The organism is Xanthomonas vesicatoria ATCC 35937 (genome assembly GCF_001908725.1).
Classification (GTDB): Bacteria; Pseudomonadota; Gammaproteobacteria; order Xanthomonadales; family Xanthomonadaceae; genus Xanthomonas; species Xanthomonas vesicatoria.
Genome location: NZ_CP018726.1, coordinates 151,643 through 168,017, shown reverse-complemented (window position 1 = coordinate 168,017; position 16,375 = coordinate 151,643). Strand labels below are relative to the sequence as shown.

Here is a 16,375-nt window from a genome sequence, read left to right as displayed (position 1 = left end):
ACAGAGGTCACTTCGGTTAGCTGCCGAGCGTGACCTTGAAATTCGTGCGGCCTTGACCGAATTGCGTGAGCAATTCTTGTAGTGCCTGCACGTCATCGTTGCTGACCTGGACGCTGACGAATTGCGTGGTTTGGGCTTTCTTCCATCGGTTGAAGTGCGACGTCGCCGAACAGCCAGCGCGGTCGTTCTCATCAGCAAAGACCACGCCTCCATTGATGACGATCTTGTCGGCATCCTTAACCTCATCAAGGGCGATGTCATCCACGACGACGCCGTTGATCAACATCTCGTACTCCTCCCACCAGGCGCTACCCCACTCGGATGACTGCCAGGCCTTGTACTCTGCGCCGCTCATTTTCACTGCATTGCTCCGTCGTCTTGATACTTGCCTGGAGTTTGTCAACCCATGCTCCGGCGCGTTGAGCCACACGGTCTATCGTAGCGGTGGCCATCCACCATCGTCGCGGGCGCACGCAACCTGCGCGTGCCGCGCGATTGGCGCACAGATGTTGCTAGGGTAGCCAGCGCTTGACGCGGACGTGGGAGATCTCGGTGATTGCGGTGCCCTGGGAAGTGATGTGCTTTTTGATCTTGAAGCCGGCATCAAAGCGGCGCTCGCGATTGGCGCGGCTCACGAGCTCCGCCGGCGCGGCAGCGGTCCGCCAGGTGAAGCAGTTGCCCTCGTCGTCAATTAGACTCAGGCGTTCCTGCGGCCCGTAGTGTGTGTCGAACGTCTCGACCTGGTAGACGCGCAAGGGACGCTCCAACTTGTCGCCCTCGGCGGCCACGTGGGCCGAGCGGGCGGCCCGCAGCAGCTGCTGCGCAGCGCTCTGGTGCCGCTGGTAGGTCGGCACGGCCGCGGCGGCGATCGCCAGGTGCCGTGCGTCCACCTTGATGGTGTCGCTGGCCAGCACCGCTTTGACGTTGGCTTCAAAGTCGTCCTTAGGCTCGCGGCCGGCAAACCAGGCGACCATCGCGGCAGCTTCGGCCCGCAGGCGTTCCCGCGCGGCGGCAAAGGCGCGGCCAGCGGCCGGATTGCGTCGATGCGCTTCCGAGAGCTCGGTCGCTTGCAGGTAGGTGGCGTCAATGCGTAGTTCCCGTGCTTTGCCAACGGGGATGAAGCTGCTGGACTCGCACAGGAACAAGACGCGCGCCAGATAGTCCAAGGTGGCGACCGCCCCGGCCACCCCCGCGGCGGCCTGGTCGCCCAGCGCATCGGCGTAGCGCTCGAAGTCGGCCAGCTTGGCCAGGAAGAGCGCCCGGGCCGGATCGATCCCAGTGAAGTCCTGCAGGCATGTGCTGCCCACTTGCTGATAGGTGCCGGTGCTGCTGTTGCGGAGCAGGTAGATCTGCTTGCGTGCCCGGGCCGTGTGGCAATGCTCACAGTGCATGGGGTGGTCACGCCGGCGTGCCGCCTCGGCGCGATCGGCCGCCCCATCCGTCACCGCGAACACCAGCGCGCCGGCCGCAGGCGTGGCATCGAGCTGGGCGACAACGTGCCAGTCGCCCAGCTTGACCAGTGGGAAGCGCAGGAGCAGGCTGTGCATGTCGATCAGGCCCACGGCGTCGGCCGGCAGCGGCGCGCTGGTGGTCCACGGGACCAGCGTCACTTCTTCGCCTGCGGCGCGCACTTGGCGCTGCTGCAGATAGGGCGTGACGTGCGCCAGTTCGACCGTGAGGGCATCGAGCCCGAACTTGGCCGCTTTCGTATTGAGTGCTTCAAGGCGCTTGGTGAATTCAGGCATCTTGGCGGCGGGCACCAGCACCGTCGCCTGCCGCAACGGCGGCGGTTGTGTCTTCTCGATCGCGGCGTTCGTGCCCATCGACTTGCTCCTAGCGCGGCGACCCGCGGACTGCGGGCCCAGCATACCGACCTTCTAAATCACCGACGCACAGCCACAGCCGGGCGATGCGTCATGCTCGCATACCTGAATGGCGTCCGACAAGTGTAATTGTACGACATTGCTCATTTTATGATGTGATACGTAATACGATGTGTAATCTCATTGCACAAGGGCCGAAAAAGCCCGTAGAATGGACCCACCGCCAGATACAGCGCAGGAGATCGACGATGCCGAAGTACAACGACGGAAGTGCCCTCGCAGTGCTGTTCCGCTTGCCCCAGGCGGACGAGAGGGTTGGCAGGGAATCGTTACGAACACGGCCAGATCTTCGCTAACCGATTGATGGATCGGTGAATTCTACCCTCGGCGCACTTCCAGGCTCGGCCCTCCCCAGGAGGCCGTGGCACCATTCAACTATGGCCACCACGTACTACTTCTTGGACACCGAGTGGGCCGATGTAACCGGCAGCGAGCTGGTGAGCCTGGCGCTGGTGAACGAGGATGGAGACCGCCTTTTCTACGCTGAGCGAGCCAGCCTGCCCGATGCTCCCACCGACTTCGTTCGTCAGAGCGTCTACCCGCTGCTCGACCGCGGCGACGCAGCCCTGCCGGATGCCGTCCTGACTACCGAGCTGCGCGCCTTCCTCAGCGAGACCGACGCGCTGGCGGTGATGGCGGATTTCCCGAACGATCTCCAGCTGCTGCGGTATGCACTGGATGGTTTTGAGCTACCCGATGACCAGGTTGCCGCATGCGGACCCCGGCCGGCCCCGGTCATGACATGCATGTCGAAGGAAGGCCTTCCTGGGCTGCTGGTCGAGGACTGGTTCGCAGCCCATCCGGAACATAGGGCCAGGCGCCACCATGCGTTGGTGGACGCGCAGGCCTTGCGGATGGCCTGGCTGGTGGCGACCGGCCGGATCTCTGCTCCGGCGTGGGCCCACTCCTACCGCCGCGCCCGGGGATAGCGGCATAGCGTCCATCCCCGGTATGCTTGCCCCATGAACCGCCTGAGCCAGCTCGACCCTCGAATACCGGCGTGATCGCATCGATCGATCACGCCCCTGTTGCTCATGTTGGTCAGAGGGCCGGCCTTATACCCCGGTGAGAGCACGCGCCAGATAAGCGCGTACACGTCGGTTCGATTCCGACCAGGGGCACCACCGTCAACGACGGAAAAATGCTTCTACTTGAGGGTCGGCAGGGATTCGTGAGAAAAACAGCCGAATCGGCTCTATCGCCATGATTCAACGAGGAAACACCCCTCGACGTCAACAGTTCGTGGATTACAGAGCTAGGCTTGATCGAACCAGAAGTCGCGTGACAGAGGCATTGCGGAAGTACTGCTCAGGCACGCGTGCCCTTCTTGAATATTGGATTCAAGAGTTTCCACGCTCCTGACCCAACGGAAAGCCTCAACAAGAAGGCTCCGACAGTCGCCTGACCCATTGCAGTAGTTCCTAGTGCGGGATCGTCCGTCCAGCGTCGACGTCGGCCAAACCCTCGCGGGTCTGCCGATCCTTCTCCTCCTCGGTCAATTCCGGTATGTGATCGCCGCCGTGCTCCCTTCTGAGGCCGACACGCCAGCCGCCCCGGCCGCATCCCCCTGCTGCGGCGGATGCCACCGCTGAGTCCGCGCGATGGCTTGATCGTGATCAATGCCAGTCGGCCCCAAGAGGGCTAGACTGGCAATCATGAGAGCTCGCACGTCCCCTGCCCTGATCTGCCCAGCGTCCGCAGGCGCTGCTTCGGGCGTGCGGGAGCTGTCATGGTGAAGCTGCTGAGGCGATGGCGGCGACCCCGTCCTCGTGCCCGACTGGCATGGCTGGGACTGTGGGCGCTGCTGCTGCAACAACTGGCGCTGGTGGCCTACGCCTGTCCGCTGGAATCGGTGGATGCTGGACAAGCGACCCTGATGGTCGGTTGCGAAGAGATGTCCGCGCCGGATCCCGATGCTCCGGCGTTGTGCGACCAGCATTGCCAGCGCGATCACATCGCCACGGCCGATGCGAAGGCCCCTCAAGTGCCTTACCAGCCCGCGCTGGCCGCCTTCGCGCTCGTGCAGGCTCTGTTGCCACCGGTACACGCACAGTTCTATCGGGATGTTCCGGTGTGCGTGTCCGATCCGCCCCCCCTGCAGCGCTTCTGTAGCCTGCTGATTTAAGCCCCTCCTGGATTGACCCGTGCTCGTGCTGCTTGTGTTGCAGCACGCTCGTTGTCGTTTGTCCGGAGGTCTTATGGAGATGTCCTTCTTTCTGCGTGCAAGACGCAGGATGGCGTGCGGGGTGTTGTTTGCCCTGGCGCTCAGTGGTCCTGTGGTGGCGGCACCGCCCGCTATCCCGATCAGCTATCCCGAAGCACTACAACAAGCGCTTGCTAACGCCCCTACCCTGCAGGTGCGCCGATCCCAGATCGATGCAAGTACCGAAGAAGCCGCGCGTGCCGGCGCGTTGCCCGATCCACGTCTGATCGTGGGGCTGGCGAACTGGCCCGTCAGCGGACCCGATGCCTTCAGTCTGCGGGCAGACGAGATGACCACCCAGCAAGTCGGGCTGATGCAGGAGTTTCCTGCCCGTGCGAAACGACGTGCCGAGCAAGCGCTGGCTCAAGCGACGCTGGCACAAGCGCGCTCACTGTCGATGGTCGAACAGCAGATGGTGGTCCAAGCGGCCGCGCAGGCCTGGATCGAGCTGTGGAGTACGCAGCAAGCCGTAGATGCGTTGGAAGGTTTGCGCGAGCCGGCGCGCATAGCCGAGCGTGCGGCGCGTGCTCGCTTGGCAGGTGGCACGGCCGGGGCCAGTGACGTGCTTGCCGCCCAGGCCGTCCTACTGCAGTTGGACAATCGCCTGGAGCAGGTACATGCGGAGCACGCCGCGGCGCAGGCCGGCCTGGCGCGGTGGTTGGGTATTGCACCAGAGGCGATCTTGGCCAGTGGTACGGCGCCGGATTTTTCGCAGTTGCCATTGGAGCCCACCCAACTGCTGGCCAACCTGGACCAGCACACACCACTACTGGGCTGGGAGGCACGCCAGAGCTTAGCCCAGGCCCAGGTGGATGCGGCCGTGGCCGAAACCCGCCCGGATTGGAGTGTGGAGCTCACCTACGGACGTCGCGAGCGCGCACTCGACGGCATGGCGCGCAGCGACATGCTCATGGTGGAAGTGGGCGTGGGCCTGCCGCTGTTCCAGAAGAACCGCCAAGCACGAGGCATCGTGGCACGACGGGCTGAGCTGGAGGCGGTGTCCGCAGAGCGCGATGAGGCCCGGCGCATCCAAGCCGAGTCGGTGCAACGCGCGATGGCGCGATGGCGCGGGTTAACCGGCCAGTTGGAGCGTCAGAACACGCAGAGCCTGCCTTTGGCGCGCGATCGCGCACGCACGGCGTTGGCCGCCTACGGCGCCGGTGCCGACCTGCAGCCGTGGCTGGAAGCGCGGCGCGATGAGATCGAATTGCAACTGGAGAACGCCCGTCTGCTGGGCGAACAGGGCCGTGCCTGGGCGGCACTGGCCTATCTGCTGCCCCATGAGGAGAACACGCCATGACCCCGACCAAGACGCGTCTCACACAGCTCGCCGTGGCCCTCGGGTTGCTGGCGCTCGGCTTTGCCAGCGGCTACGCCTGGATGACTCGAACCTCTGATTCCACCCCGCCCACCGGCACGAGCGGCGCAGGTCAAGCGCGCAAGGTGTTGTACTGGTACGACCCCATGGCGCCGGAGCAGCGATTCGACAAGCCGGGCAAATCTCCGTTCATGGATATGAAGTTGCTGCCCAAATACGCAGATGAGGCCATGGGCGGCGGAACGCAGATCGATCCGCGCCTGCAGCAGAACGTGGGCATACGCACTCAGGAAGTGACGGTAGAGTCACTAGGGACTGCTGTACGCGTGCCGGGCACACTGACGTGGGATCTGACCCAGGAAACCGTGGTCAGTGCGCGCACGGAAGGCTTGATCACCCACGTGCAGGTAAAGGCGCCGTTTACCGAGGTTCGTCGTGGTCAAGCGCTGGCCACCGTGCAGGCCCCGGCATGGAACGCGGCCATCGCCGAAGCACATACCCTGAGCCAAGCTCAGTCCGCGAGCGCGCGTGAGCTACAGGGTGCCGCGCAACAACGGTTGCGTTCGTTGGGTGTTCCTTCTGGCGCCTCGGCCAGAAGTGGCGTCGTGCTTGGCGCAGACCACAGTGGTGTCGTGACCGAGATCCTGGCACGCGAGGGGCAGACGGTGATACCCGGTACGCCACTGTTCAAGATCAATGGGCTGGACACGCTGTGGCTGGAGGCCTCGGTGCCCCAGGCAGCGCTGGGCACCTTGCGGCTGGGGACCTCAGTGCAGGCCACGGTCAATGCATGGCCGGCAGAGCGCTTTGGCGGACAGATCCAGGCGTTGCTTCCCCAGGTCGACATGGCTAGTCGCACGCAGCGGGCGCGAATTGTGCTGCGCAACCCGCAGCGTCGGCTGGTGCCGGGCATGTTCGCCGAGGTTCTGGTGCAGCCCGATGCCGAGCAGGCCTTGCCAGTCGTTCCCACGGAGGCGCTGATTGCCACCGGGCGGGACAGCCGGGTCATCGTGCAGGATCCGGACGGGAGCTTCCGGCCAGTGCGGGTGAGTGCCGGACGTAGCGTGCAAGGGCGCACGCAGATCGTGGCAGGCTTGGCCGGTGGTGAACGCGTGGTGGTCTCGGGTCAGTTCCTGCTCGACTCTGAAGCCAATCTCTCCGGTGCGTTGGAGCGCCTGGGCGCTGCACAACCTACAAGCCCTGCCAGCGCATCAGGTGTACACGAGCGCCATGACGCCGGGCACGACGCACGCACTGTCGTGCCGTCACCGTCCAGACAGCCTGCGCCTGTCGCGCCAGAGACCTCCACCTCCACGCCGCCACGCTGCCCGGTGCAGTACTGGTATGACCCGATGGTGCCGGAGAAGCATTTCGACAAGCCGGGCAAGTCACCGTTCATGGATATGCAGTTGGTACCCAAGTTCGGCTCCGCCGCAGCCGCTGATTGCCAGGCAAGCGCCGTCATGTCCGAAGCGATGGAGGGCACGCCATGATCGCGCGCCTGATCCATGCTTGCATCGCCAATCGCGTGCTGGTGCTGGTTGCCGCCGCGCTGCTGGCGGTGGTCGGCATCTGGTCGATAAAGAACACGCCGCTGGATGCGCTGCCGGACCTGTCGGATACCCAAGTCATCATCCGCACGCAATGGGCTGGGCAAACCCCGCGTATCATCGAAGACCAAGTCACCTACCCGTTGGCCACCACGATGTTGTCCGTGCCGGGCGTGAAAGCGGTACGCGGCTTCTCCTTCTTCGGTGATTCGTTCGTCTACATCCTGTTTGACGATGCCACTGATCTGTACTGGGCTCGCTCTCGAGTGCTCGAGTACTTGAGCCAGGTGCGCGATCGACTTCCGCCGAATGTGAATCCGGCGCTGGGTCCTGATGCGACAGGGCTGGGCTGGATCTACCAGTACGCCTTGGTGGATCGGACCGGTCAACGTGATGTGGGGCAGCTGCGTGCGTTGCAGGACTGGTTTCTTCGTTATGAGCTAAAAACCGTGCCGGACGTGGCTGAAGTAGCCAGTGTGGGCGGTGCGGTGCGCGCCTGGCAGATCCAGCCGGATCCGCAGGCGTTGGCGGCCCGTGGACTGACGGTGGCCGAGCTCATCGAGGCGGTGGATGCGGCCAACGGCGCTACCGGGGGCTCCGTGATCGAACAAGGCGAAGCCGAACTGATGGTGCGTAGCGAAGGCTACCTGCGCACACAGGAGGCGTTCGAACAGGTGCCGGTAACCGGCAACGACGGCATCCCCGTCTTGCTCGGCGAGGTGGCCACGATCAGTCGCGGGCCGGTCTTCCGTCGTGGTATCGCAGAGTTGGATGGTCAAGGTGAGGTGGCCGGCGGCGTGATCGTCCTGCGGACCGGCAAGGATGCCTTGGGGGCCATTCGGAACGTCAAAGCGCGACTGCAGGCGTTGCAATCCAGCTTGCCCGAAGGCGTGGAAGTGGTGGCGGTGTACGACCGCTCCGAGCTAATCCAGGATGCGGTACGCAACCTCACCCATAAGCTTGGTGAAGAGTTCCTGGTCGTAGCGCTGGTATGCCTGCTGTTCCTGTGGCACCTACGCTCGGCGTTGGTGGCCGTCATCACCCTACCCTTGGGTATCCTAGCGGCCTTCATCGTGATGCACGCCCAGGGGATCTCCGCCAACTTGCTGTCGTTAGGAGGCATCGCCATCGCCATTGGTGCGATGGTCGATGCAGCGGTGGTGATGATCGAAAATGCACACAAGCATCTGGAGCACTGGCGGGAGGAGCACGGTCGGGAACCCCAGGGTGAGGAGCGCTGGCAGTTGATGGCCCGCTCGGCGGCCGAGGTCGGACCGGCCCTGTTCGCGAGCTTGCTGGTCATCACCCTATCCTTCATGCCGGTTTTTGCCCTGCAGGCGCAGGAAGGGCGTTTATTCTCGCCCTTGGCCTACACCAAGACCTACGCGATGGCCGCCGCAGCAGGGTTGTCGGTGACCTTGATCCCCGTGCTGATGGGCTACCTGATCCGCGGCCACATCCGGCCGGAACAACAGAACCCCATAAATCGCATCCTGATCGCCGGATACCGGCCCATTCTGTTGTGGGTCCTCAAACATCCCGGTGTCACCTTGCTGCTCAGTGGCCTGCTGCTGGTGCTCACCTTGATCCCCTTTAGCCGGTTGGGCAGTGAATTCATGCCACCCTTGGAAGAAGGCAGCCTGCTGTACATGCCCACTGCGTTGCCAGGCCTGTCAGCCGACAAGGCGCGCCAGTTGCTTCAGCTCTCAGGACGGATGATCAAAACCGTACCGGAGGTCGAGCACGTGTTCGGCAAGGCCGGCCGTGCCGAAAGTGCGACCGATCCGGCACCTATGGAAATGTTTGAGACCACCGTGACCTTCAAGCCGCGGGATCAATGGCGCCCGGGCATGACCCTTCAGAAGCTACGCCAAGAGTTGGACGCCGCGGTCAAGATTCCCGGTCTAACCAATCTATGGGTACCGCCCATTCGCAATCGCATCGATATGTTGGCCACCGGCATCAAAAGCCCGATTGGGATCAAGGTCTCCGGACCAGATGTGGAGCAGATCGAGCGCCTGAGCCAGCAGATCGAGCAGGTGGCCAAGACTGTGCCCGGCGTGAGTTCGGCACTGGCCGAACGCGTCACCGGCGGGCGCTATGTCGATGTACAGGTGCGCCCGGAAATCGCTGCGCGTTATGGATTCACTCAAGGCCAACTCCAGCAACTGATTGCCACGGTCGTTGGCGGCGATCCAATCGGGGAAACGATCGAGGGGCGCGAGCGCTATCCCATCGTCTTGCGCTACCCCCGTGGCCAGCGCGACTCATTGCAGGCCTTGCAGGATCTGCCGCTGATCGCGCCAGGCGGTGTGCAACTGACCTTGAGCCAGGTGGCGGAGCTGTCAATCAGCCCAGGCCCGCCGATGCTCAAGAGCGATAACGGCCGGTTGGTGGGCTACATCTACGTCGATGTGGCCGATCGCGACTTAGGACCGGTGGTCCAGGACCTGCAAGCCGCGATGCAGACCCAGGTGAGTTTGCCTGCCGGCTATGGTCTGGCCTGGTCGGGGCAGTACGAGTATCTGCAACGGGCATTGGCACGCCTGCAATGGGTGGTGCCCGCGGCGTTGGCGATCATCTTCCTGGTCATCTGGATGGTGTTTCGCCGGCTCAGCGATGTATCCATCATCCTGCTCAGCTTGCCCTTGGCGTTGGTGGGCGGTTTCTGGTTGATCTGGGGGCTGGGCCATGCGATTTCGGTAGCCAGCATGATCGGATTCATCGCCCTGGGTGGCGTTGCGGCTGAGTTCGGCGTCATCATGTTGCTGTACCTGCGTCATGCTTGGGAGCAGCGCTTGGCCAGCGGTGCGCCGGAAGATGTGTCTACCCTGCAAGAGGCTATCTACGAAGGTGCCGTGCAGCGGGTGCGCCCGAAGGCGATGACGGTAGCCGTCATCCTGGCCGGGTTGTTTCCGCTGTTCGTTGGTGCCGGTGCCGGCTCGGAGGTCATGCAACGTATCGCCGCGCCGATGCTGGGTGGCATGCTCACCGCACCGGTGCTCTCTATGGTGGTGATTCCCGCAGCGTTCTATCTGGTGCGGCGACGTGGATTGCGCGCGGCGCGGGGCGACCAATGAGAGACAGACTGAGCACCTGAGGTCCGTCCCCACAAAAAGACGCGAGTCATGGAAGAAGTCATGACTGGCGTCAAAGGGGAGAGTACTGCCTACGTGCCTACTTGTCAGTGCCCGGCGTGCGGGGAAATCTCAAAGCTCAGCGACGCCCGATCCGACACAAAATCCAAAGCCTTTTGTGTAGAGGGCACCATGTGATTGGTGTGGATGTACCAGGTCTTGGCGGTGGTCACCTGGAAACTGGCTTGGCCTTGGGCATCGGTGCGCAGGAGCGTAGCGCTACCGTGCCCGCCCTTGACCGGTGCATCAGCACGATGACCGACGTACACGCGTAGGTTGGGCACTGGCGTGCCCTGCTGCAGCACTTGGAACGACAGCTGTTCGCCGACCTTCACGCTTCCAGGATTGCGGGTCAAGCGGATCTCCAACGGATAGCCCAGCGAGGCAGCGAAGTCGTCGGTCAGTTTCGTGCCCACCTGTCCAATGGCACGGGCATGCTTGGTATAGCTATAGGTGACGCCTTTGGGGAACTTGCTTGCGTCATAGGTGGCCAGCGTATCGGGCAAGTCTTCCAGCTCCAGGTACTTGCCGAACTCGCTGGCCGTACGTGTGCTGGTGGAAGCCATCGTCGAGACACCCAGCAGATAGGTGCCCTCGCCCGCCGGATGGACGGTGAGCTGGCTTTGCTTGCCGATCTCTTTCCAACTGGCCAGGTCCGGGGCGGCCTTGGCACCGTCCTGGCTCAGCGAAACGTCCTGTAGACGCGCTCGGGTGACTGCGCCAGCACTTTCATCGAAGGTGCCGTTGTTCACCAAGGCGGTGTTCGCCTCGCCCGCTGCGGTGCCAGGCTTGGAGAAAGCGACAAACAGGTCGTGCGCACCGGCACTGCCGGCCACAGCGAACAGCAGTAGTGTGGCGGATAGTTGCGTGTTTCTCATGATGTGTAGCTCCTCGTGATCGTGGCTTACCAGTGGTAACCAAAGCGGACATTCCAGCGACGACCCAGCAAGTCGTACGTCATGGTGTCGGTGTCGGTGTTGGGGTTGTTCTTCACGAACGGCGCCTTCTTATCGAGCACTTTTTCAACGCCGGCGGAGATATCCCATTTCTTCTTGATGCCGTAGCTCAGTTGCAGGCTGTGGTACACCACGCTGGACACATGCGAGCCGATCGTGTCGGGCACGGCGATGATGTCGTCCGCGCTGCCGATGTACTGCGCCGAATAGACGCCGGTCCAACGGTTCTTGCCCATACGCAGTGAGCCCAAGCCACGCCACTGGGTGTAGCTACCCAAGCCGCTGGTGATCTTGCCGGCGTACTCAATGGTGGTGGCCCCGGGCGTGAGCGCCCCCAACCCACGCGGGGTGAGTCTGGAGGTCCTGGAAGCCCTGCTGGATCTGGTCATGGCCTCGGGCAAGGTACGTGTGGTCGACGTGGCGGAACTGTGTCCGCCCCTGGATCCGGATCAAGCCACCGCACGTGTGGCCGCGCGTTTGATCCACCGAATGGTCAGTGCGCAGGCTCAGTGAAGTGATATCGGCTGGCAAAAGGCAGTGAGCTAACGGGAACGCTCAGCCAGCAACTGCTTCATTTGCGCGATCTCCTGTGTCTGCGAGGTAATAATGTCCTGGCAGAGCTTCACCAACTCAGGATCCTTCAGACGATTCTCCTCACACATCAGGATGGCGCCAGCGTGGTGGGGAATCATCGAACGGATGAACTGCTTGTCAGTGACCGCTGCTTGAGTGCGAATGCCCCACCAGCAGAACAGCATGAACGCCACCGTCAGACCAGCCAGAATCAGATTGCGTCGGCGATCGGGGTACATGCTGGACATTAGCCACAGCTCGATCAGCAGCATGGGAGCGGCCATCAGGCCCGCCATGTAGAACTGGTTGACGTTGTTATAGACGTTAGCCCACTGATCGACCATTGCGTACATCAATGCGTACATGGCCACGAAAGACAGGCCCATCATCAACAACAGGCGGCCGTAATGGCCTTGATGCCCTTGTTGTGCCTGGTGGGCAGGTTGGTGTGAGGCGTGCGGTTTTGCGTGCTGGGACTGCGGGTCTTGCGCGTTTTCGTGCGTACCGTGCGAAGAGGACATAACAATCTCCGTGGGAATGGCAGAACGGCGGAAGAACCCGGGAACTGTTGGAACAGCTCCCGGGCTGAGAACACTTACATACCCTTGCCGGCAGCGAATTCCTGCGGGCTCAGCTTGCCGTCTTTGTTGCTATCGAGCATGCCAAAGTGCGGCGCCAGCTTGTGCTTGGCCAGTTCTTCCTTGGACAGCGAGCCGTCCTTGTTGGCATCGAGCTTGGTGAAATCGGCATCGGCCGCCGCCGGCTTGTGCTGACCGTGGTCGGTGGTGGGCGTGGTGGTCTGGCCGCCGGCGAAGGCCGCGCCCGCCATCAGGAACAAGGCCATCATCGAGAGGGAGGCATAACGCTTCATTGCAGTACTCCTTGTGGGATATGAGCCATCAGTGACAGGAATGGCCGCGCGCAGGCTCATCGGCGCGGTCAGGGTGGGGGGTGGCAACAACGGTGGAGCCGGACAAACGCAGGGCATTGGTGACCACCGAAACCGAGCTCACGCTCATGGCGAGCGCCGCGACCATCGGACTCAGTAGGATCCCGAACGCGGGGTAGAGCACCCCGGCCGCGAGCGGAACCCCGAGCGCGTTGTAGACGAACGCGAAGGTGAGGTTCTGCTTCATGTTGGCCACGGTGGCCTGAGAGATCTTCCGGGCGCGCAGGATGCCGCGCAGGTCGCCCTTGACCAGGGTGATCTGCGCGCTCGACATCGCGACGTCGGTGCCAGTACCCATGGCAATGCCGACGTCGGCGGCGGCCAGCGCCGGCGCGTCGTTGATGCCGTCGCCCGCCATCGCCACCCGCCGGCCTTCGCGCTTGAGGCGCTGCACCAGTTCGGCCTTGTCCTCGGGGCGGACCTCGCCATGCACTTCGTCCAGGCCCAACTCTGTGGCCACAGCCCGTGCGGTGGTGAGCCCGTCGCCGGTGGCCATGATGATGCGCAGCCCGGCGGCGTGCAGCTCATTGATGGCGGCCGCGGCCGACGCCTTGATCGGGTCTGCGACCGCGATCAGACCCGCCAGGCGACCGTCCACGGCGAGGAACATGGCGCTCGCACCCTCGCGGCGCAGACGCTCGGCGACGTCGACATGCGCACCGGGATCGGCGCCCAGATCATCCATGAGGGCGGTATTGCCCAGCGCAAGCGCGCGACCGGCGACGGTTCCGCGCACACCCATGCCGGTCACCGAGTCGAAGTCCTCCACGCGGTCGAACTCGAAGTTCCGGCGTCGGGCCTCGGCCACGATGGCATCGGCCAGCGGATGCTCGCTGCCCTGGTCCAGGCTGGCCGCCAGGTGCAGCACCTGGTCGGCGTCGAAGCCCTCGAAGGCCACGACTTCCTTGAACGCGGGGCGTCCTTCGGTGAGGGTGCCGGTCTTGTCGACGATGAGGGTATCGATGCGGCGCATGTGCTCGATGGCCTCGGCATCGCGGAACAACACGCCCACCTGTGCCGCCTTGCCGGTGGCGACCATGATCGACATCGGCGTGGCCAGACCCAGCGCGCAGGGGCAGGCGATGATCAACACCGAAACCGCGTTCAGGATGGCAAAGGTCCAGGCCGGCTCCGGGCCGAAGAAGCCCCAGATGAAGAAGGTGGCCACCGCGATCGCCAGGACCGCGAGCACGAACCAGTAGGCGACGGTATCGGCCATCCGCTGCATCGGCGCGCGAGCGCGCTGCGCCTGCGCGACCAGCTGCACGATCTGCGACAGCACAGTGTCGGAACCCACCTTGGCGGCGCGGATCACCAGCGCGCCGGTGCCGTTCTGGGTCGCGCCGATGACCTGATCGCCAGTGGTTTTCTCGACCGGGATCGGCTCGCCGGTGAGCATCGACTCGTCGACCCTGGAGCGGCCTTCCACCACTTCGCCATCCACCGGCAACTTTTCGCCGGGTCGCACGCGCAGGTGGTCGCCGACATGCACGTGGGTTAGCGGGATGTCTTCCTCGGTGCCGTCGGCATTGACCCGCCGGGCTTCCTTGGGCGCCAGACCAAGCAGGCCCTTGATTGCCGCGGACGTTTTCGAACGCGCCCGTAGCTCCAGCATCTGGCCGAGCAGCGTCAGCGACACGATCACCGCCGCCGCCTCGTAATACACGCCGACGCGCCCATGTTCGGTAAACGACGGTGGGAACAAGCCGGGTGCCAGCGTGGCGACCAGGCTGTAGCCAAAGGCGGCCGCAACGCCAATCCCGATGAGGGTGAACATGTTCGGGCTGCGGTTGCGGATCGACTGCACGCAGCGCTCGAAGAACGGCCAGCCGGCCCACAGCACGACTGGTGTGGTCAAGACCAGCTCGACCCAGGTCTGCACGTCGATCGACAACGGCAGGATCTGCACGTCGCCCAGCACGACACGCGGGAGGTACTGGCCGAACATGGCCAGCACGAGCGTCACCACAGTCAGCGGAAGCGTCCACCAGAACCGGCGCGAGAAGTCGCGAAGTTCCGGATTGTCATCGTCCTCCAGGCTCGGCATTTCCGGCTCCAGCGCCATGCCGCAGAAGGGACAGTTGCCTGGACCTTGTTGCCGGACTTCCGGGTGCATCGGGCAGGTGTAGATGGCGCCGGGCTGTGCCACCTCGGGTTCGTCCTGGGGCGTCAGATAGCGCTCCGGATCGGCCACGAACTTCGCGCGGCATCGCTCCGAGCAGAAGTGGAAAGGTGTGTCGGCGTGGGTCGCATGATGCTGCGTCGTGGCGGGATCGACCTGCATGCCACAGACCGGATCGGTGACCCGTCCATCCGCAGCCTCGACAGGGGCTGCGCCTGCAGAATGGTGATGGTCATGGGACGACGGTGAGTTCATGCCGATGCTCGCTTTAGTGGGGATGGACTGCCAAGGCAGTGTGCCATTGCGGGTTACACAGCTATTCGGGGCTGAGCGTCCCGAGCACTGAAACAACAATCAGGATCAAGATGGCCAGCGCGGCCTCAGCCGTAACACTCTGCCGCAAAGCCCGCACCTCCTGCGCGGGATCTCCGCTGGTCAGCGCTCGTTCCAAGCGCGGCACCAGCGTCCATCGGTGCAGCGCTCCCAAACCCAGCATTCCAGCGAACAGGGCCAGTTTGAACAGCAGCAACTTCCCGTAGGTGCTCTGGAACAGGGCCGAAAACGACCACGCGGTGAGATCCCCGTAGTGCGCGATGCCGGACACGATGAGCGCACCAACGAAGATCGTTCCCAGCGTCGAAAAACCATGCAGAAAGTCATGCGTTGATCGCAGACGCCCGCTGCCGTTCGTCTCTTTGCCGCGCAGCAGCATGGCAAGGAACATCAGGACCGCTGCGATCCAGCCGCCTGCCGCGAGAAGATGGACGATGCCTGCAGCAAGCCGGACCGCGCCTGCCAAGCCCTCGCCAGCGGCGGCGTGGCCGTTCCATGCCAGCGAAGCGAGTGCGCCGCCCGCCAGCATCGCCCCCAGCGGGAAGGCGGTCTCCACCTTCCCGCGGCGACGATGCCATCCGAGCACGAACATCAGGGCGACCAGCAGCGCGCCTCTCGCCATGGCTGCCCGGCCCGCGGACGTCTCGAGCAGATACCAGCCAAGCGATCCGCGATCAACCTCGGCAAGCGGCATTCCCATGATGCCCGCGGTCTTGAAGACGACATCGAGCCCGGTGAGCACGAGACCGGCTACGGCACCCGCCAATAGAACGCCCATGAGTGACCACCCGGCCAAGGCGTCGGCGAGTGCCGATCGACGCGACCCGTACCAACCGAAGAGTGGAACCCCGAAAAGAACCATGATGACAAGGTATTCCAAGAATCTCAGTGCATAAGCCGACAGGTCGAACATTCGCGACTCCTCAGCGCACCGTGAAGCTGAAGCTGCCCGGCATGGGGTGGTTGTCACCACCGACGGCGCGGTATTCCACGGTATAGACGCCCGGAGCCAGCGGTCCAGGCAACTTGGCACGCAGGGTCTTGCCGTTGTTGACGATCTCGGTCGTGAAATTCTCGATCGGCATGGTGGAACTGCCGTGCTTCATGAGCAACTTGAGACGCGACGCCCGCGGAATCAATGTCTCGTTGAACACGAGATCGATCTGGCCTGGCGAGGCCACCACCGCATTTGCCGCCGGTGTGGACTGCTGCAGCGCGGCGTGGGCGTGCGCGACCTGCAGCGAAAACTGCCCGGCCGCGATTGCGAGGACGAGCGCGAAGGAGCGAATGACGTTGGACGACTTCATATGGATAAATCCTCATTGGAATGTGATGCAAAGCCCGTTCGGGA

At 63.6% G+C, this 16,375-nt stretch carries 15 protein-coding genes and 1 tRNA gene; 7 read left to right on the top strand and 9 right to left on the bottom strand.

What is annotated here, in order from left to right; translation table 11 throughout:
* Positions 1 to 16: 16 nt before the first annotated feature.
* Together BJD12_RS23200 and BJD12_RS23195 are read right to left on the bottom strand one after the other, a co-directional pair.
* Entirely contained in the window at positions 17 to 355 is a 339-nt protein-coding gene (locus BJD12_RS23200; RefSeq protein ID WP_005995751.1) for a hypothetical protein, read from the bottom strand.
* A 157-nt stretch (positions 356 to 512) separates the two neighbouring features.
* Positions 513 to 1,823, bottom strand: coding sequence for a hypothetical protein (locus BJD12_RS23195; protein WP_039423719.1), 1,311 nt, complete (start codon positions 1,821 to 1,823; stop codon positions 513 to 515).
* 437 nt (positions 1,824 to 2,260) lie between these two features.
* Between BJD12_RS23195 and BJD12_RS23190 the strand changes: the two genes are divergently transcribed.
* From BJD12_RS23190 to BJD12_RS23165, 6 genes are all read left to right on the top strand, one after another.
* On the top strand, positions 2,261 to 2,812 hold the full coding sequence (locus tag BJD12_RS23190; protein ID WP_005995748.1) for a 3'-5' exoribonuclease: 552 nt from the start codon (positions 2,261 to 2,263) through the stop codon (positions 2,810 to 2,812).
* 92 nt (positions 2,813 to 2,904) lie between these two features.
* Positions 2,905 to 3,007, top strand: a tRNA-Ile gene (locus tag BJD12_RS23185).
* Between the two features lie 605 nt (positions 3,008 to 3,612).
* Entirely contained in the window at positions 3,613 to 4,008 is a 396-nt protein-coding gene (locus tag BJD12_RS23180) for a hypothetical protein (protein ID WP_039420083.1), read from the top strand.
* Between the two features lie 121 nt (positions 4,009 to 4,129).
* Positions 4,130 to 5,386: a TolC family protein gene (locus BJD12_RS23175; protein WP_228998242.1), complete on the top strand. Its 1,257-nt coding sequence runs from the start codon at positions 4,130 to 4,132 to the stop codon at positions 5,384 to 5,386.
* Positions 5,383 to 6,897, top strand: a complete 1,515-nt coding sequence (locus BJD12_RS25070; RefSeq protein ID WP_005995742.1) for an efflux RND transporter periplasmic adaptor subunit — start codon at positions 5,383 to 5,385, stop codon at positions 6,895 to 6,897. Before BJD12_RS23175 ends, BJD12_RS25070 begins: the two co-directional genes overlap by 4 nt.
* A complete protein-coding gene (locus BJD12_RS23165) occupies positions 6,894 to 10,034 on the top strand; it encodes an efflux RND transporter permease subunit (RefSeq protein ID WP_005995740.1) in 3,141 nt (1,046 codons plus the stop codon). Before BJD12_RS25070 ends, BJD12_RS23165 begins: the two co-directional genes overlap by 4 nt.
* A gap of 104 nt (positions 10,035 to 10,138) precedes the next feature.
* On the opposite strand, the gene BJD12_RS23160 is transcribed toward BJD12_RS23165, so the two are convergent.
* A complete protein-coding gene (locus tag BJD12_RS23160) occupies positions 10,139 to 10,969 on the bottom strand; it encodes a DUF4198 domain-containing protein (RefSeq protein ID WP_005995738.1) in 831 nt (276 codons plus the stop codon).
* Positions 10,970 to 10,995: 26 nt separating this feature from the next.
* Positions 10,996 to 11,385, bottom strand: coding sequence for a TonB-dependent receptor (locus tag BJD12_RS23155; RefSeq protein ID WP_005995736.1), 390 nt, complete (start codon positions 11,383 to 11,385; stop codon positions 10,996 to 10,998).
* On the opposite strand from BJD12_RS23155, the gene BJD12_RS23150 reads away from it, so the two are divergent.
* Positions 11,372 to 11,560, top strand: coding sequence for an arginase family protein (locus tag BJD12_RS23150; RefSeq protein WP_187756563.1), 189 nt, complete (start codon positions 11,372 to 11,374; stop codon positions 11,558 to 11,560). The genes BJD12_RS23155 and BJD12_RS23150 overlap by 14 nt on opposite strands.
* 29 nt (positions 11,561 to 11,589) lie before the next feature.
* On the opposite strand, the gene BJD12_RS23145 is transcribed toward BJD12_RS23150, so the two are convergent.
* The 5 genes from BJD12_RS23145 to copC all read right to left on the bottom strand — a co-directional run bounded on the left by BJD12_RS23145 (position 11,590) and on the right by copC (position 16,331).
* Entirely contained in the window at positions 11,590 to 12,141 is a 552-nt protein-coding gene (locus tag BJD12_RS23145; RefSeq protein WP_005995733.1) for a DUF305 domain-containing protein, read from the bottom strand.
* Positions 12,142 to 12,215: 74 nt separating this feature from the next.
* On the bottom strand, positions 12,216 to 12,491 hold the full coding sequence (locus tag BJD12_RS23140) for a hypothetical protein (RefSeq protein ID WP_005413412.1): 276 nt from the start codon (positions 12,489 to 12,491) through the stop codon (positions 12,216 to 12,218).
* A gap of 28 nt (positions 12,492 to 12,519) precedes the next feature.
* On the bottom strand, positions 12,520 to 14,946 hold the full coding sequence (locus BJD12_RS23135) for a heavy metal translocating P-type ATPase (RefSeq protein WP_074052272.1): 2,427 nt from the start codon (positions 14,944 to 14,946) through the stop codon (positions 12,520 to 12,522).
* Positions 14,947 to 15,007: 61 nt separating this feature from the next.
* Positions 15,008 to 15,937 (bottom strand): copper homeostasis membrane protein CopD, encoded by a 930-nt coding sequence (gene copD / locus BJD12_RS23130; RefSeq protein ID WP_005995728.1) that lies wholly within the window; start codon positions 15,935 to 15,937, stop codon positions 15,008 to 15,010.
* A gap of 10 nt (positions 15,938 to 15,947) precedes the next feature.
* Positions 15,948 to 16,331, bottom strand: coding sequence for a copper homeostasis periplasmic binding protein CopC (copC, locus tag BJD12_RS23125; RefSeq protein ID WP_005413416.1), 384 nt, complete (start codon positions 16,329 to 16,331; stop codon positions 15,948 to 15,950).
* Between the last annotated feature and the right edge of the window lie 44 nt (positions 16,332 to 16,375).

Coding starts and splice junctions, on each gene's coding strand:
- BJD12_RS23165 (WP_005995740.1), top strand. CDS start 6,894: ATGATCGCGCGCCTGATCCATGCTTGCATCGCCAATCGCGTGCTGGTG.
- BJD12_RS23200 (WP_005995751.1), bottom strand. CDS start 355: ATGAGCGGCGCAGAGTACAAGGCCTGGCAGTCATCCGAGTGGGGTAGC.
- BJD12_RS23140 (WP_005413412.1), bottom strand. CDS start 12,491: ATGAAGCGTTATGCCTCCCTCTCGATGATGGCCTTGTTCCTGATGGCG.
- BJD12_RS23160 (WP_005995738.1), bottom strand. CDS start 10,969: ATGAGAAACACGCAACTATCCGCCACACTACTGCTGTTCGCTGTGGCC.
- BJD12_RS23145 (WP_005995733.1), bottom strand. CDS start 12,141: ATGTCCTCTTCGCACGGTACGCACGAAAACGCGCAAGACCCGCAGTCC.
- BJD12_RS25070 (WP_005995742.1), top strand. CDS start 5,383: ATGACCCCGACCAAGACGCGTCTCACACAGCTCGCCGTGGCCCTCGGG.
- copC (WP_005413416.1), bottom strand. CDS start 16,331: ATGAAGTCGTCCAACGTCATTCGCTCCTTCGCGCTCGTCCTCGCAATC.
- copD (WP_005995728.1), bottom strand. CDS start 15,937: ATGTTCGACCTGTCGGCTTATGCACTGAGATTCTTGGAATACCTTGTC.
- BJD12_RS23195 (WP_039423719.1), bottom strand. CDS start 1,823: ATGGGCACGAACGCCGCGATCGAGAAGACACAACCGCCGCCGTTGCGG.
- BJD12_RS23135 (WP_074052272.1), bottom strand. CDS start 14,946: ATGAACTCACCGTCGTCCCATGACCATCACCATTCTGCAGGCGCAGCC.
- BJD12_RS23180 (WP_039420083.1), top strand. CDS start 3,613: ATGGTGAAGCTGCTGAGGCGATGGCGGCGACCCCGTCCTCGTGCCCGA.
- BJD12_RS23190 (WP_005995748.1), top strand. CDS start 2,261: ATGGCCACCACGTACTACTTCTTGGACACCGAGTGGGCCGATGTAACC.